We start from the raw sequence: 15,701 nt of genomic DNA, 5'->3' as shown, positions 1-15,701 counted from the left end.
AACAGGGAGGTTCACTGCATGACTTCGTATCGCACCCGGCTCCTCGCCGGAACGGCCGCCACGCTCGCCGCGCTCTCGGCGCAACCCGTGATGGCCCAGAGCACCAGCACCACGCCCGCCGCCGACGAGGACGAATCCATCGTCGTCATCGGCACGCGCCGGACCGACAGGTCGGTGACCGACTCCCCGTCCCCGATCGACGTCATCGGCTCGCAGGAGCTGACCGCGCAGCCCGCGGTCGACATGCTCGACACCGTGCGCAACATCGTGCCTTCGTTCTTCGTCCCGCAGAACACGATCTCGGACGCGTCGACCTTCGTTCGACCGCCCTCGCTGCGCGGGCTGGGTGCGGACCAGATCCTCGTCATGGTCAACGGCAAGCGCTACAATCGCGCTGCGCTGGTGCAGGTATATTCGGGCGCGGACACCGCGCTGTCGTACGGCTCGCAGGGCGCCGACATTTCGAATATTCCCGCGATCTCGGTAAAGAACCTGCAGATCCTGCGCGACGGTGCGACCGCCCAGTACGGCTCGGACGCGATCGGCGGCGTCATCAACTACCAGATCCGCGACGACGCCGGCTTCGAACTCACCGGACTGTGGGGCGAGACCTACGAAGGCGATGGTGATCGCATCCAGGTCGGCGCTTACGCGGGTTTCAACTTCGCCGATTCCGGGTTCCTGTCGCTTTCGGGCGAATGGTACGACACCGATGGCACCAGCCGCGGCCGCACCCGCCCGACGGCGGTCAACTTCGCGACTCTCAACCCTTCGCTCGCGAACACCATCCCCAACTTCACCGAAGGTCTTCCCGCGCAGATCTGGGGGTCCTCGCCGGGTGACGGGATCAAGCTGTTCGGCAACGCCGGAATCGATCTCGCGGGCGACGCGGCGCAGCTGTACCTGACGGTCAACTACGCGGAGAGTACCGCCAACCAGAGCTTCAACTACCGTCCTTCGCTCACCGCGACCGGGCTCGTCGTCAACGACGGCTCGGGCACTCCGGCGACGCGCACGAACAACCGCAACGGCTCGTTCAACACGATCTACCTGACACGCTGCCCCACCGGCAACGCGACGTGCCCGGCGACCGGATTCGTGCAGGACGCCAACACCTTCAGCTTCGCCTCGATCTATCCGGGCGGCTTCACCCCGCGCTTCATCGGCGATGTCGAGCAGCGTTACGGCACCGGCGGGGTCAAGGGCGAACTCGGCGGCGGCCTGACATACGACCTGTCCGCAACGCTGGCGCGCAATTCGCTGTCGCTGTCGATGACCAACTCGCTCAGCGCCTCGTTCGGTCCGCAGAGCCAGACCGAGTTCTTCTTCGGCGACCTGATCCAGCGCGAGCAGATGGTGAACCTCGACCTGACCTATCCGCTCGAGGTCGGCTTCGCGAGCCCGATCACGCTGTCGGGCGGCGCGGAATACCGGCGCGAGGAGTACGAGAAGACGGTCGGCGACACGCAGTCCTACGCTGCGGGTCCCTATGCCCGGCAGCCGCTTTACGTGCAGGTCTCGCCCGGCGTCTACCAGCCCGCCCTCAACAGCAGCGGCCAGCAGATCGTCGCCACGCAGTCGCCCGCGGCAAGCGGATACGGCGGCGTGAGCCCGGCGTTCGCGGGCAAGAGCGACCAGGACAGCTACGGCATCTACGTGGGTGCGGAAGCCGACATCACCGAGGCGTTCACCATGGGCGTCGCGGGCCGGTACGAGGATTACAGCACCTTCGGCAGCGCGTTCGTGTGGAAGGCCAATGCGCTGGCCGAGCTGAGCCCGGCGTTCTCGGTTCGCGCCACGGTGGGCACGGGCTTCCACGCTCCGTCGCCGGGCCAGAACAACACCCAGATCGTCACCACGAACTTCCGCAGCGGCAACCAGGTGCAGACCGGCACCTATCCGACAACGAGCGCGATCGCGCAGTTCTACGGCGCCCAGTCGCTGCGCCCGGAACGTTCGAACAACTACGGCGCGGGCTTCATCTTCAAGCCGATGGACGCTTTCACCCTCACCGTCGATGGATACATCATCGACGTCCGCAACCGCATCGGCATCTCGCAGACGTTCCGGGTCACTGCTGCCGACGTCGCGGCGCTGCCCGCGCTGGCGATCGTGGGCGTCGACGGCGACGTGAACTATTTCACCAACGGCTTCGATACGTCCACCAAGGGCATCGACGCGGTGGCGAGCTACCGCACCGGCCTTGCCGGGGGTTCGCTCAACACCACGCTCGCCTACGCCTACAACAAGAGCAAGGTGACCGACTTCGACCCGTCGGTGATCAGCGCGGCGCAGCGGTTCAACATCGCCAACCTGCCGCCCAAGCACCGCCTCAACGCGTCGGCCAACTGGCAGATGGGCGATTTCCAGCTCAACGGCCGGGTGAACTATTTCAGCTCGTGGGCGAACCAGCTCGAATACCCGGGCCAGCGGTTCAGCGGAAAGGCGACCGTCGACCTCGACGCCAGCTACACCTTCATGGACCACTTCACCCTGACGGTGGGCGCGAACAACCTGTTCGACACCTATCCCGACCGCATCGCGCCGACGACCACCAACCCGATCTACGCGCTGACCGACAGTCTCGCAGATGGCCAGGTCTATCCGCGCTCGGGCGGTCCGTTCGGCATCAACGGAGGGTTCTACTACGTGCGGTTGCGCGTAAAGTACTGAGCTTCGCGGCACGCACCACCAAAAGGAAGGGCCCCGCCGGAGCGATCCGGCGGGGCCCTTTTTCGTTGGCCTTGCGCGCGGCGCTTACTTGAGTCCCTCGGCCGTCATCGTCGTGCCATCGGCGATCGTCCTGGCGTTGGCGGCGCGGACGTCTTCCGGCGCGGCGACGAAACCGATCTTCGCCAGCGGACCGTCCTTGTCCCACACCTTCGGCCAGACCGCGAGGAACTCGGCAAGACCCGGGATGACGCCCACGTGCGCCTTCTTGACGTAGAGGTAAAGCGGGCGGGCGCCGGGATAGGTGAAGTTCGAGATGTTCTCGTACGTCGCCTCGACCCCGTTCATCGGCAGGTCCTGCAGCTTCTGGATGTTCTCCTCGAGATAGGAATACCCGAAGATGCCCACGGCCTTGGGGTTGCTCTCGATCTTCTGGACGATGAGGTTGTCCTGCTCGCCCTGGTCGACATAGGCGCCGTCGGCCCGCACCTCGGTGCAGATCTGCTCGTACTTGTCCTTGTCGCTGTCCTTCATCGCCTTCATCGCCGGGTCGCTCTCGCAACCCTTCTGAAGGACGAGTTCCTTCAGCGCGTCGCGGGTGCCCGAGGTCGACGGCGGGCCGTAGACGAGGATCTTTTCAGCCGGCAGCGAAGGGTCGACGTCCTTCCAGGTCCTGGCAGTCTGGTCCTTGCCGAACGGCTTGGCGGCGATCGCCTTGTAGACGATTTCGGGGCTCAGGTTCATCATGATGCCCCCCTTGGCAGAGGCAAAGGCGATGCCGTCGAGGCCGACCTGGATCTCCTGGATCTCGGTGACGCCATTCTTCCGGCAGTCCTCGAACTCGCTCGCCTTCATCCGGCGCGAGGCGTTGGCGATGTCGGGGTGCTGCGCGCCGACGCCGGCACAGAACAGCTTGATGCCGCCGCCGGTGCCGGTCGATTCGATCAGCGGGCTCTTCATGCCGGGGTTCGCGGCGACGAATTCCTCGGCGACCTTCTTGGCGAACGGATAGACGGTGGACGATCCGACCGCGCGGATCGAATCGCGGCTCGCCGAAGCACCGCCGCCGCTGCCGCCGCACGCGGCGAGCGCGACGGTGGAAAGAGTGACGAACGCGATGGTCTTGAACTTGCTCATTTCAAAAGGCCCTCTGTTAGGTCGTGCGCGCCGCTACCGGCGTTGTGTGACAGGCTCATGACGGTCTTGCCGCGCCATCAGAAATCGATCTGGGCGCGCATCCCTACGACGTTAACGCGGTACGAACGATCCCCGCCCGCGGCGGGATGGACCGCGTCGGTATACTGCATCCGGCCGTAGTTGAGCATGAGCTTGGTATAATCGGTCAGGGTCCAAACGATGCTGCCCTGGTAACCGTCCTGCTTGCCGCCGACTATGCCAGCGTCGACGAGATCGAGGTGGTCGTAGCGCAGGTTCACCTGCACCGCGCCGAAACCGCCCTTGCCGACAGCGTTCTTTGGTTTCACCCGGTCGAAGGTTCCGCCCTTGTACCCGCGCGTATCGCCCTTGGTGAGGAACAGCCCGACCTCCGCGTACCCGCCGAAGAACGTGGGATCGGCCAGCGCGCCGGGTCGGTCGACCCGTTGCCAGAAGGCTTCGCCCGCCACGTGCAGCGGCCCGCCGATATAGGCTGCCTCCAGCCCGTATCCGAACTCACCATCGGCGGTTATGTTGCCGGTGTTGATGAACCTTTCGGAGGTGAACGCCACCAGCGGCCGCTGGCGATAACGGACCGAGGACCCGGCATTGTCTATCGTGTACCGATGGACCGATCCGCCGAGGTGGAGCTGACCCTTGCCGATCTTCGGCGCGAAGACCGCGCGGCCGTCGAAGCCCACGTTGCCAGTCGGCAGCGCGCTGTTGTTGTCGGTGAACACCCCGCCCTGGAGCACCAGGTCGCCCTTGGCGAGTTCGGCCGATACGCCCAGCCTCCGCTCGAAACCGAAGGCATCGGTAAATGCCGCGCGCTCGATGAACGAGGTGTGCAGACTGCTGGTGAGCTCCTCGAGCGATTGGAAGCTGTTGTGCTGGCCCGCCGTGACCGTGAGGGACCCGTCCTTGTAGGTCAGAAACGCGTCCGTCAGCGTCACAGCATCGCCCGCGAAATCGACCTCGAACTTGTAGCCGAACCCGCCGGGGATGTCGCCCTGCATGCCCAGGCGCGCGCGGCGCAGGGTGCTGCCGAAACCGTCCGGGCGCCCGGTGCTGTCGGGCGCGTCGACGAAGCCGGTGTCCATCTGGACGCGGCCGCGCGGCTTGAAGCTCCAGCCGCCCTTGCCGGTGATCTCGGGCGCGCCCTTGAAGGCGATCATGGTTGCCGGCTCGGCCTTGGCAGCGTCGGCTGCCGCCGCCGCGCTCGCGGTAGCCGCCCCGGCCGCAGTCGTCGCCGCCTGCGCCTCGGCCTTGGCGGCGACGAGCTGCGCCTCGAGACTGTCGATACGAGTCGCCATCGCTGCCACCTGCGCGCGCATCTGCGCCAGTTCCTGCGCGACGGCGGCGGTATCCTGCGCGGCGGCGGGCATCGCCCAACCGGCCGAGACCGCGATCGCTAGCGCCGAAATCGTGAGTTTGGTCCTTTTCACTTCCATTGCCCTTGTGAAGCCTGCGTTACTCTCGCGCCGCCCCTAGGCGGCTTGCATGACAGGTGTGTGACGGTTTCGGCCCGTGCCGGGGTGCGTTCCGTCTCATGTAGGCGCTTGCCCGCAACTGGTTGCAACTGTAACGGCACCCGCCGAAGGAGTGCCTCCCATGCGCATCGGTTGCCCGAAGGAAATCAAGAATCACGAGTACCGTGTCGGACTGACCCCCGAGAGCGTCCGCGAACTGACTGCGCACGGGCACGAGGTCTGGGTCGAGACCGGTGCCGGCATGGGCATTGGTGCGACAGACATGGATTACCAGGCGTGCGGCGCGAAGATCCAGCCCGACGCGAAGACCGTTTTCGACGGCTGCGAGATGATCGTTAAGGTCAAGGAGCCGCAGGCGGTCGAGCGGGCGATGCTGCGCGAGGGACAGGTCCTCTATACCTACCTTCACCTCGCTCCCGATCCCGAGCAGACCGCTGACCTCGTCAAGTCGGGCGTCACCGCGATCGCCTACGAGACAGTGACCGGTCCCGGCGGTTCGCTGCCGCTGCTCAAGCCGATGAGCCAGGTTGCCGGGCGGATGAGCATCCAGGCCGGCGCCACCGCGCTGGAAAAGGCGCACGGCGGCCGCGGCGTGCTGCTCGGCGGCGTGCCGGGCGTCCTGCCGGGCCGCGTCATGGTGATCGGCGGCGGCGTGGTCGGCTTCAACGCGGCGCAGATGGCGGTCGGCCTCGGCGCCGACGTGACCATCCTCGACCGCGATCCCGAAGTGCTGGAGAAGCTAGGCATCTACTTCGAAAGCCGCGCCAAGACGCGCTTTTCCAACAAGGCGAACATCGAACAGATGATCTGCGAGGCCGAGCTGGTGATCGGCGCGGTGCTCATCCCCGGCGCGGCCGCTCCCAAGCTCGTCACCCGCGACATGCTCAAGTGCATGAAGCCCGGCGCGGTGCTGGTCGACGTCGCGATCGACCAGGGCGGCTGCTTCGAGACAAGCCGGCCGACGACCCACGCCGATCCGACCTACGTGATCGACGACGTCGTTCATTACTGCGTCGCCAACATGCCGGGCGCGGTAGCCCGCACAAGCACCTATGCGCTCAACAACGTGACCCTGCCCCATGCACTGCGCATCGCGGAACTGGGCTGGAAAGCGGCGCTGCGCGCAAACCCGCACCTGGCCGAAGGACTCAATGTCCATTCCGGGAAGGTAACCTACAAGGCGGTCGCCGACGAACTCGGCTACGACTACCTGCCGGTGGCCGAGGCGATCGCCTGAGCGATCAGTCCGGCTTCCAGCCGATCTCCACGAACCGGGCGGACTTGGGAATGTCGGTGACGGCCTCGTTGATCGTCACCGTCTCGCCCGGCGCGAGCTCGGGCTTGGGCGGGGCGATCTCCCAGGTATAGACGATCCGGTCCCGGGCATCGCTGAGAACGATCAGGATCGAGGGGACCTTGCGGGTCTCGCGCCCGACGTTCTTCACCGTGCCGCTGGCGCCGAAGTATTCGGTGCCATTGGGCAGCGTGCGCCGTTCCTGCTGGTCGCGCGGAAAATCGAGCACGAGGTCGGGCTGCTCTAGTGCGAAGGTCGGCCGGTTGATCGGCACCCAGTCGGGCAGGCCCCAGTAGCTGACCGCCCCGATTGTGCCCAGCGCGATCGCCGCGAACAGCCCCGCCGCGATGGTCCACACCCGGACCATGTTGCGCCGCGGGCGAAACGGCGGTTCGTAGTCGAACGCCGAAACTTCGTCTCCGTAATGCTCGCTCTCGGCCGCCGGGGCGGGCTCGGCCTCGACCACGGTCGGGGCGGCTGGCTCGCGCGGCGCGGGCTCAGGGGCGATAGCCGGTTCCGGCCGATCAGGAGATGGCGAGGCGTGATCCGCTGCATCGCCTTGCGCGGCCACCGGAGGCGGGGGAGGCGGTAGATGCTCCTCCTCATCATCGATCGCCGGTGGCCGAGCAGGCTGGCCCTGGTCCGGGAGGGCCGCCGTGGGTGGAGGCGGCGCAGGAGGCTGGGCTTCCTGTGCGGGTACCTGTCCGGGTGCTGGCGTGGCCACCGCCAATTCGAGGTCGGGTCCGTCCTGGAACCAGCTGTGGCGGCACTTCGCGCAGCGCACGGTTCTGCCTTCTGCGCCTATGGCGCTGTCCGGCACGACGTAGCGCGTCGCGCAGGCGGGGCAGGCGATGATCATCTCGCGCGAGAATCTGGCCCATGCGGCGAACCGGCACAAGAGTCGCGGCGGGCAAGTTGCGCCGCTGACGGCTTTTTTCCACACTGAAGCGCGGCTATAGCCGCCGCGTCGATGCGCAACCTTCCCTTCCCGACCGTCCAAGAGCGCCCCGCGCCATGGCTCCTGCCATGAGCGGGGCTCGTGACCGCAGGCCCGGCGACATCGTCACCTTCGACAATGTCGGCCTGCGCTACGGGGCCGACCGCGAGGTGCTGAGCGACGTCTCGTTCACGCTGCACCCTGGCGGCTTCTACTTCCTCACCGGAGCGAGCGGAGCGGGCAAGACCTCGATGCTCAAGCTGCTCTACCTCGCCCAGCGCCCCTCGCGAGGGGCGATCCGGATGTTCGGCACCGACGTGATCACGCTTCCCCGCGACCGCTTGCCGCGGTTTCGTCGGCGGCTGGGGGTCGTGTTTCAGGACTTTCGCCTGGTGCCCCACCTCTCCGCGTTCGACAACGTCGCGTTGCCGCTGCGCGTTTCGGGCGTGCGCGAGGCCGAACTGCGCCAGCCGGTGGCCGACATGCTCGAATGGGTCGGGCTGTCCGAACGCATCGATGCGCGGCCCGCGTCGCTCTCGGGCGGCGAACAGCAGCGGGTCGCCATCGCGCGGGCGGTGATCGGGCGCCCGGACATGCTCGTCGCCGACGAGCCGACCGGGAACGTCGATCCCGACATGGCGCTGAAGCTGCTGCGCCTGTTCGAGGCGCTGAACAGGCTCGGCACCACTGTCGTCGTCGCAACGCACGACGTCCACCTGCTGCGCAAGGTCCCCGATTCGCTGATCATGCGGCTCGACAAGGGGCGCCTCAGCGACCCGACCGGCGCGCTGCGCTTTCCGCCCCGGCGCGAACAGCGACCGGGCGACGAGAGCATATCGGCATGAAGCGGCCGCCCGTCCTTGCCCACGCGGTCGCCCGCAGCCTCGTGCCGTTCCGGGGCAGCCGCGCAGCGCAGCTCGTGCCGCATGCGCGCCTCGCCGGGCCGATGCCCTGGGTGATCGCGATCATGGTCGCGCTCACCACGGTGGCGGCGGCTGGCGGGCTGGCGCTCAACAACCTCGCCGCCACCGCGCGCGGCGACCTGTCGGGGGCGGCGACCGTGCAAATCGTCGAGCCGCTCAAGTCCGAGCGCGACCGGCAGGCGCGAGCAGCCGAGGCCGCGCTCGCCGCGCTGCCCGACGTGGCGAGCATCCGCATCGTGCCCGACCGCGAACTCGACGAGCTTCTTGCGCCATGGCTCGGCGCGGGGAGCGACGGCATCGAGGCGGTCCCCGTCCCCGCGCTGATCGACGTCGAGCTGCGCGCCCCGGCCAACGAGACGCGGCTCGCAGCGATGCGCAGCGCCCTCGCGGGCCCCGCGCCGGCCGCGCGGGTCGACGCGCAGTCGACGTGGCTCGCCCCGGTCTTCGCCGCGATCCGCTCGCTCCAGTATCTCGCGCTCGCGCTTGTCGTGCTTCTCGGCGTGACGAGTTCCGCCGCGGTCCTGCTCGCGGCGCGCAGCGCGCTTGGCGGCAACCGCGGGACGATCGAGATCGTGCACCTCCTCGGAGGCACCGACACGCAGATAGCCCGCATCTTCCAGCGATCGATCGCATTCGACGCTGCCGTCGGCGGCGCGGCGGGACTGGCGCTCGGGATGGCGGCGATCCTCGTGCTCGGCCGTCAATTCGCCGCGCTCGGTTCCGGAATGGTCGCGGGAGGCGGACTCGGAACTGCCGACTGGCTGGTGATCGCGACGATCCCCCTCGCCGGGGTCGGCATCGCCATGCTGACCGCGCGGCTCACGGTCCTTGGCGCGCTGAGGAAAATGCTGTGATCTCCCGTTTCGTCGCTTTCGTCGTGATCCTTTACGCGTTCGGCTTCCTGTGGTTCGCCGCGGCGCTGCCGCAACCGGTCGGGCGGATGCGGACCGACGCCGTCGTCGTCCCGACGGGTGGCGCGGGCCGGATCGACCGCGGCCTCGAACTGCTCGCGCGGGGCGAGGCGCGCGAACTGCTCGTCACCGGCGTCGACCGCGAGGTGAAGCCGAAGGAGTTCGCCGCGCAGTACGACGTGTCGGCAGGAACCATGGCCTGCTGCATAACGCTCGGTTTCGCGGCGGTCGATACACGCAGCAACGCTGCCGAGACCGCCGCGTGGGTGCGGCATCACAAGATCGGGTCGATCCGCCTCGTGACCACCGACTGGCACATGCGACGCGCGGCGAGCGAGCTTGACCTTGCGTTGCCGGACGATGTCACGGTCGTGCGCGACGCGGTGCCATCCCGGCCCCGGCTGGGGACCCTCTTTCTCGAATACAACAAGCTGATCGCCTCGACGCTGGCGCGGCTGCTCCCGGACTGACGCGATGGCCGTGCTGCGCAGCCTCGCGTTCTACGTCGTGTTCTACCTGGGCTCGGTATGGTTCACTTCGTACTCGCTGGCCGTCTTCCGCTTCGACGAGCGACGGTTCCGGCGGACGGTACGCGACTGGGCGCGCTTCCAGCGGTGGTGCCTCGCCCGCATCCTCGGCATACGGATCCGCGAGGAGGGCGAGCGGCCCGGCTATCCGGCGCTCTACGCGATCAAGCACGAAAGTTTCTTCGAAGCGATCGATCTCCCCGCCCTGCTCGACACGCCCGCCGTGTTCGCCAAGGAGGAGCTGTTCGCCATCCCCCTGTGGGGAGCGTCGGCGCGAGCCTACGGCATCGTGCCGGTCGCGCGCGACCAGGGCGCCCGCGCGCTGCGGGCGATGCTCGCGGCAGCGAGGCACCACGCAGGAGCGGGTCGTCCGCTCGCCATCTTTCCCGAAGGAACCCGCGTGCCGCACGGCAGCCGGCCTTCGTTGCAGGCGGGCTTCGCGGGGCTTTACAAGGTGCTCGGCCTTCCGGTCGTCCCCGTCGCGGTCGACAGCGGGCCGCTTTATCACCGCGCAATCAAGCGCCGCGGTACGATTACCTACCGGTTCGGCGAACCGGTTCCGCCCGGTCTGCCCCGCGCGGAGGCCGAAGCGCGCGTCCACGCGGCGATGAACGCGCTCAATCGCTAGGTATCGTGGTCGGCGCGGCCGAAATCGGGCCGCGCATCGTCCTGGCCCTGCTCGACGATCGAGCGGCGAATGTCTCTAGTGCGGGTGAACAGATCGTGGAGCGCCGCGCCGTCGCCGCGCCGGATCGCGCGCTGGAGCGCGGTCAGGTCCTCGGTGAAGCGGCCGAGCATCTCGAGCACGGCATCGCGGTTGGAGAGGAATACGTCCCGCCACATAACGGGATCGCTCGCCGCGATCCGGGTGAAGTCGCGAAAGCCCCCCGCTGAGTACTTGATCACTTCGCTGCGCGTTACCTCCTCGAGGTCCGACGCTGTACCGACGATCGTGTAGGCGATGAGGTGCGGGATGTGGCTGGTAACGGCGAGCACCAGATCGTGGTGCGCCGCGTCCATGATCTCGACGTTCGCGCCAAGCGCTTCCCAGAATGCCGACAGCCTTGCGACCGCCGCCGGATCGGCATCGGCGGGCGGGGTCAGAATGCACCAGCGGTGGCGGAACAGGTGCGCAAATCCCGCGTCGGGACCGCTCCGCTCGGTCCCGGCGACGGGGTGTGCGGGAATCACGCTCGCGCCCGGCAGCGCGGCGCGCAACGCCTCGCTCACCGCCGCCTTCGACGAGCCCACGTCGCTGACGAGCGCGCCGCGGGGCAAGACGTCGGCAATCGCCGCCGCGGCAGCCCCCATCGCGCCGACCGGTACGCAGAACACGACCAGGTCCGCATCGGCAACCGCCTCGGCGGGGGTGTCGCACACCGTGCCGACAAGTCCGCGGATCGCGGCGCGCCGGCGCACGTCGGGATCGGCATCGTAGCCGGTCGTGATGCAATGGGGCAGACACTCCCCGACGGCGAGGCCGACCGACCCGCCGAGCAGGCCCAGCCCGATCACTGCTACGCGCGCGAAGGTCATCCGGCGCGCTCTGCCGCCCGGCGGATTGCCCCCGCGACCGCGTCCACGTCTTCCGAAGTGCCCACGGTGATGCGCAGGGCGTGGCCCAGTCCCTGGCCCGGCAGGTGTCGCACCGCATAGCCTGCATCGGCCAGGACGCCGAGCGCGGCCTCGGCTGTAAGTGCGCCTTCGAACAGCACGAGCACGAAATTGCCCGCGCTGGGCAAGGGACGGATACCGTGATTGCCGAGCGCCGCGAGGGCATCGGTCAGCCGCGCGCGGTTCGCCGCGTTCACGGCCCGGCTGCGTTCGACGAAGGCATCGTCGGCCAGCGCCGCGATCGCGGCGGCCTGCCCGGTGTTGGTGACGTTGAACGGGCCGCGAATGCGGTTGAGCGCCTCGATCAGATGCGGAGCCCCGGTCGCCCAGCCGATCCGCTCTCCGGCAAGGCCGTGGATCTTCGAGAACGTGCGGGTGACGAGCACGTTTTCGTGCGCCCCGGCCAGCGCAAGCCCGCGGTCGTCTTCTCTTGGGGGAAGGTACTCGGCGTAAGCCTGGTCGAGCACGAACAGCACGTCGCTCGGCAATCCGGCGTGCAGCCGCGCGATGTCCTTCGCGGGCAGGTAGCTGCCGGTGGGGTTGTTGGGATTGGCGAGGAAGACCACGCGGGTCCGGTCGGTCACGGCACTCAGGACCGCGTCGACGTCGCAGCCATAGTCGCGGTCCGACGTTTCGATCGGGACGGCCCCGGCGCGCCGCGCGGCGATATCGTAAACCATGAAGCTGTAACGCGGGAACAGCACCTCGTCGCCGGGGCCGGCAAATGCATTGGCGGCGAGTTGCAGCAATTCGTCCGAACCGGTTCCGCAGACGATGCGCGCGGGATCGAGCCCGAACTTCTCGCCTATAGCCTCGCGCAGGTCGGTGCTGGCAGGATCGGGATAATGGCTCGGCTCAGCGGCCGCGGACCGCGCGGCGAGCGCCGCCGGCGAGGTGCCCAGCGGATTCTCGTTCGCCGACAGCTTGACCAGCGGCCGGCCATCGGCCCCCGCGGCCTTGCCGGGAACGTAGACGTGAATGCCCTCGATCCAGGGCTTGAGTTGGGGTCGATCGGCCATCGCGAAGGCGCATAGCGGGCGCTGCTCGCCTTGCGAACAAAATCCTCCTTGGCCGGCGCGGCATGAGACTTGTTGACAGCGTGCGCCGGTTGCCGCCAAGCCGCCCCGCCATGCCTCCCGCCGCCCCCTCCCAACGCCTGACGCTTGCGGAACCGCTGCTGCTCGACGGCGGGCAGTCGCTGCCGGACGTGGAGGTCGCCTATGAGACCTACGGCGATCTGGCACCCGATGGCGGCAACGCGATCCTCGTCTGTCACGCGCTGACCGGCGACCAGTACGTGGCGAGCGAGCACCCGGTCACCGGCAAGCCCGGCTGGTGGGAGCGCATGGTCGGACCCGGCAGGCCGATCGATACCGACCGGTTCCACGTGATCTGCGCAAACGTGATCGGCGGTTGCATGGGATCGACCGGTCCAGCGAGCAATGCCCCGGACGGCAAGCCCTACGCCATGCGGTTTCCGGTCATCACGATCCGCGACATGGTCCGCGCCGAGGTGGCGCTCCTCGATGCGCTGGGCATCGCGCGGCTGCACGCGGTCGTCGGGGGATCGATGGGCGGGATGCAGGCCCTGAGCCTGGCGGCGAATTTCCCCGACCGCGCCGCGCGCGTGCTGGCGATCGCCACGACCGCGCGGCACTCGGCGCAGAACATCGCGTTTCACGAAGTCGGCCGGCAGGCGGTGATGGCGGACCCGGATTGGCAGGAGGGCGCTTACTACGGCTCGGGTCGCGCGCCGGGCAAGGGACTCAGCGTTGCGCGGATGGCGGCGCACATCACCTACCTCAGCGAAAACGGGCTGACCGAAAAGTTCGGTCGCAACCTGCAGGACCGCGACAGCAAGACCTTCGGTTTCGACGCGGATTTCCAGGTCGAGAGCTACCTGCGGTACCAGGGCAGCGGCTTCACCCAGCGGTTCGATGCCAACAGCTATCTCTACATCACCCGCGCGATGGACTACTTCGACCTCGCCGAAGAGCACGGGGGAACGCTGGCGGACGCCTTCGCCGGCACAGCGGCGCGGTTCTGCCTCGTCAGTTTCGATTCGGACTGGCTCTACCCGACCGCAGAGAGCCGCCACGTCGTCCACGCGCTCAACGCGGCGGGCGCGGCGGTGAGCTTCGTCGAGCTTTCAGCTCCACACGGCCACGACAGCTTCCTGCTCGACGTCCCCGCGCTGGACCGGGTGGTAAGGGGCTTCATTGGATGACCCGCCCCGCAATCCCGGCGCTGCGGCCCGACCTTGCGGTGATCGCGGCGAACGTCGCGGCGGGTTCGCGCGTGCTCGACATCGGCTGCGGCGACGGCGCGCTGATGGCGGCCCTGGGCGCACAGGGGTGCGACGCGCGCGGGATGGAGATCGACCCCGAGCTGGTCGAACGCTGCGTCTCGCGCGGGCTGTCGGTGGTGCAGGGCGATGCCGACCGCGATCTTGCCGACTATCCCGACAAGGCGTTCGACTATGCCATCCTCAGCCAGACGCTGCAAACCGCCGCGCGGCCCGACCGGATGCTCGACCAGCTGCTGCGGGTGGGCCGGCAGGCGTTCGTGTCGTTTCCCAACTTCGCCCACTGGCGCATGCGTGCCGCGCTGGCGTTCGGCGGGCGGATGCCGGTGACCCGGCACCTGCCGGTGAGCTGGTACGAGACGCAGAACATCCACCACGTTACCGTGGTCGACTTCCGCGAGCTGGTGCGAAGGATGGACATGCGGATCGAGCGCGAGTGGTTTTTCGCCGGTGATGGCCGCGTGGGCGCCGCGGGCGCGAACTGGCGCGCCGAGCATGCCGTGTTCGAGTTGACCCGATGACAGTCGTAACCCGCTTTGCCCCTTCCCCCACCGGATTGCTCCACGTCGGCAACATCCGCACAGCGCTCCACGCCTGGCTTCTCGCCCGGAAGCATGGCGGCCGCTTCCTGCTGCGGATCGACGATACCGACGCCGAGCGCAGCCGCGAGGAGTACGTCGAGGCCATCCACTGCGATCTCGCCTGGCTCGGCCTCGACCCCGATGGCGAGGAGCGCCAGTCGGCGCGGCTCGCGATCTACGCGGATGCCTTCGAGAAGCTGCGCGAGGCGGGTCGGGTCTATCGCTGCTACGAGACCGCGCAGGAACTCGAGCTCAAGCGCAAGGTGCTGCTGGGGCGCGGTCTGCCGCCGATCTACGACCGCGCTGGCCTCGCGCTGACCGATGCGGACCACGCGCGCCTCGCCGCCGACGGGATCGCGCCGCACTGGCGTTTCCGGCTCGACCACGAGGCGCCGATCGAGTGGGTGGACGGCATCCGCGGTGACCAGCACTTCGATCCCGCGCAGCTGTCCGACCCGGTCGTCCGGCGTGCCGACGGCTCGTGGCTCTACATGCTGCCGAGCGCGATCGACGACGCCGAAATGGGCGTCACTCACGTCCTGCGCGGCGAGGATCACGTGAGCAATACCGCCCTGCAAATACAGATGTTTACCGCGCTTTTTGCTGCAGGTTTCGGCGCAGCGAAAAAACTGCCCTGCTTCGCGCACGAGGCGCTGCTGGTGGGCCGCGAAGGCAAGCTGTCGAAGCGGCTGGGCTCGCTGTCGGCATCCTCTCTGCGCGATAGCGGCGTCGAACCCGAGGCGCTGGTCGCGCTGCTGGCGCGGCTGGGGACTTCGCTCCCGGTCGAGCCGGTCGCAGAGCGTGACGTGCTGGTCGCGACCTTCGACCTGGCCACGTTCGGACGGGCGCCCGCGCGGTTCGACGAGGCCGAGCTTGAACGGCTGAACCATGCCATCGTGCACCAGCTCGAGTACGCCCAGGTGGCGGATCGGCTGCCGGAGGGCATGGACGAAGCCGCGTGGCTGGCGATCCGGCCCAACCTTGAGAAAGTATCGGATGCCTCTGGCTGGTGGCGCGTGGTAAAGGGACCGGTCGAAACGCCTCCGTTCGACGGCGAGACGCGCGCCTATCTCGCTACGGCAGCGGCGATGCTCACGTGGAGCGATGATCCCTGGTCCGTTCTGACCGCCACGCTCAAGGAGACGACAGGCCGAAAGGGCAAGGCGCTGTTCCTTCCGCTCCGCCAGGCGCTGACGGGCCTGGATCACGGACCCGACATGCACGCCTTGCTGCCGTTGATCGGGGAAACCGCAGCGCGCGAACGCCTCGAGACGGCAGCGGCCGGAGCCTGACC

14 protein-coding genes are annotated in these 15,701 nt (G+C 68.2%); 9 read left to right on the top strand and 5 right to left on the bottom strand.

The window, feature by feature from the left end; translation table 11 throughout:
- Window positions 1-18 precede the first annotated feature (18 nt).
- Window positions 19-2,673: a TonB-dependent receptor plug domain-containing protein gene (locus tag ACPV3N_RS09925; RefSeq protein ID WP_440117126.1), complete on the top strand. Its 2,655-nt coding sequence runs from the start codon at window positions 19-21 to the stop codon at window positions 2,671-2,673.
- 84 nt (window positions 2,674-2,757) lie between these two features.
- On the opposite strand, the gene ACPV3N_RS09920 is transcribed toward ACPV3N_RS09925, so the two are convergent.
- Both ACPV3N_RS09920 and ACPV3N_RS09915 read right to left on the bottom strand, forming a co-directional pair.
- Window positions 2,758-3,807 carry a substrate-binding domain-containing protein gene (locus ACPV3N_RS09920; protein WP_440117124.1) on the bottom strand — a complete coding sequence of 350 codons (1,050 nt, stop codon included), beginning with the start codon at window positions 3,805-3,807 and terminating at the stop codon, window positions 2,758-2,760.
- 77 nt (window positions 3,808-3,884) lie between these two features.
- Entirely contained in the window at window positions 3,885-5,270 is a 1,386-nt protein-coding gene (locus ACPV3N_RS09915; RefSeq protein WP_440117122.1) for an OprO/OprP family phosphate-selective porin, read from the bottom strand.
- A 166-nt stretch (window positions 5,271-5,436) separates the two neighbouring features.
- Here ACPV3N_RS09915 and ald point away from each other — a divergent pair, with 166 nt between their 5' ends.
- The gene (gene ald / locus ACPV3N_RS09910; protein ID WP_440117120.1) at window positions 5,437-6,552 is read left to right on the top strand and encodes an alanine dehydrogenase; all 1,116 of its coding nucleotides are present in this window, start codon (window positions 5,437-5,439) and stop codon (window positions 6,550-6,552) included.
- 4 nt (window positions 6,553-6,556) lie between these two features.
- On the opposite strand, the gene ACPV3N_RS09905 is transcribed toward ald, so the two are convergent.
- Complete coding sequence (locus ACPV3N_RS09905; protein WP_440117118.1) at window positions 6,557-7,468, bottom strand: zinc-ribbon domain-containing protein; 912 nt, start codon at window positions 7,466-7,468, stop codon at window positions 6,557-6,559.
- Between the two features lie 167 nt (window positions 7,469-7,635).
- Here ACPV3N_RS09905 and ftsE point away from each other — a divergent pair, with 167 nt between their 5' ends.
- Genes ftsE through ACPV3N_RS09885 form a run of 4 tightly spaced genes read left to right on the top strand, consistent with a single transcriptional unit; the run spans window position 7,636 to window position 10,535 of the window.
- Window positions 7,636-8,391, top strand: coding sequence for a cell division ATP-binding protein FtsE (ftsE, locus tag ACPV3N_RS09900; protein WP_440117116.1), 756 nt, complete (start codon window positions 7,636-7,638; stop codon window positions 8,389-8,391).
- Complete coding sequence (locus ACPV3N_RS09895) at window positions 8,388-9,323, top strand: cell division protein FtsX (protein ID WP_440117114.1); 936 nt, start codon at window positions 8,388-8,390, stop codon at window positions 9,321-9,323. The genes ftsE and ACPV3N_RS09895 overlap by 4 nt, the downstream gene beginning before the upstream one ends.
- Complete coding sequence (locus ACPV3N_RS09890; RefSeq protein WP_440117112.1) at window positions 9,320-9,850, top strand: YdcF family protein; 531 nt, start codon at window positions 9,320-9,322, stop codon at window positions 9,848-9,850. Before ACPV3N_RS09895 ends, ACPV3N_RS09890 begins: the two co-directional genes overlap by 4 nt.
- A gap of 4 nt (window positions 9,851-9,854) precedes the next feature.
- A complete protein-coding gene (locus tag ACPV3N_RS09885) occupies window positions 9,855-10,535 on the top strand; it encodes a lysophospholipid acyltransferase family protein (RefSeq protein ID WP_440117110.1) in 681 nt (226 codons plus the stop codon).
- Here ACPV3N_RS09885 and ACPV3N_RS09880 read toward each other — a convergent pair.
- Window positions 10,532-11,443 carry a prephenate/arogenate dehydrogenase family protein gene (locus ACPV3N_RS09880; RefSeq protein WP_440117108.1) on the bottom strand — a complete coding sequence of 304 codons (912 nt, stop codon included), beginning with the start codon at window positions 11,441-11,443 and terminating at the stop codon, window positions 10,532-10,534. The two genes, ACPV3N_RS09885 and ACPV3N_RS09880, sit on opposite strands and share 4 nt — an antisense overlap.
- Window positions 11,440-12,540 carry a histidinol-phosphate transaminase gene (gene hisC, locus ACPV3N_RS09875; RefSeq protein ID WP_440117106.1) on the bottom strand — a complete coding sequence of 367 codons (1,101 nt, stop codon included), beginning with the start codon at window positions 12,538-12,540 and terminating at the stop codon, window positions 11,440-11,442. Before hisC ends, ACPV3N_RS09880 begins: the two co-directional genes overlap by 4 nt.
- Before the next feature lie 110 nt (window positions 12,541-12,650).
- Here hisC and metX point away from each other — a divergent pair, with 110 nt between their 5' ends.
- Genes metX through gltX form a run of 3 tightly spaced genes read left to right on the top strand, consistent with a single transcriptional unit; the run spans window position 12,651 to window position 15,699 of the window.
- Window positions 12,651-13,748, top strand: coding sequence for a homoserine O-acetyltransferase MetX (gene metX / locus ACPV3N_RS09870; RefSeq protein ID WP_440117522.1), 1,098 nt, complete (start codon window positions 12,651-12,653; stop codon window positions 13,746-13,748).
- Window positions 13,745-14,347, top strand: a complete 603-nt coding sequence (metW, locus tag ACPV3N_RS09865; protein WP_440117104.1) for a methionine biosynthesis protein MetW — start codon at window positions 13,745-13,747, stop codon at window positions 14,345-14,347. The genes metX and metW overlap by 4 nt, the downstream gene beginning before the upstream one ends.
- Window positions 14,344-15,699: a glutamate--tRNA ligase gene (gene gltX, locus ACPV3N_RS09860; protein ID WP_440117102.1), complete on the top strand. Its 1,356-nt coding sequence runs from the start codon at window positions 14,344-14,346 to the stop codon at window positions 15,697-15,699. The genes metW and gltX overlap by 4 nt, the downstream gene beginning before the upstream one ends.
- Window positions 15,700-15,701: the final 2 nt, after the last annotated feature.

It is taken from the genome of Tsuneonella sediminis, from assembly GCF_051912845.1.
GTDB lineage: Bacteria > Pseudomonadota > Alphaproteobacteria > Sphingomonadales > Sphingomonadaceae > Tsuneonella > Tsuneonella sediminis.
The sequence above is the reverse complement of the archived record's forward strand: the minus strand, read 5'-3'. Positions and strand labels throughout refer to the sequence as shown.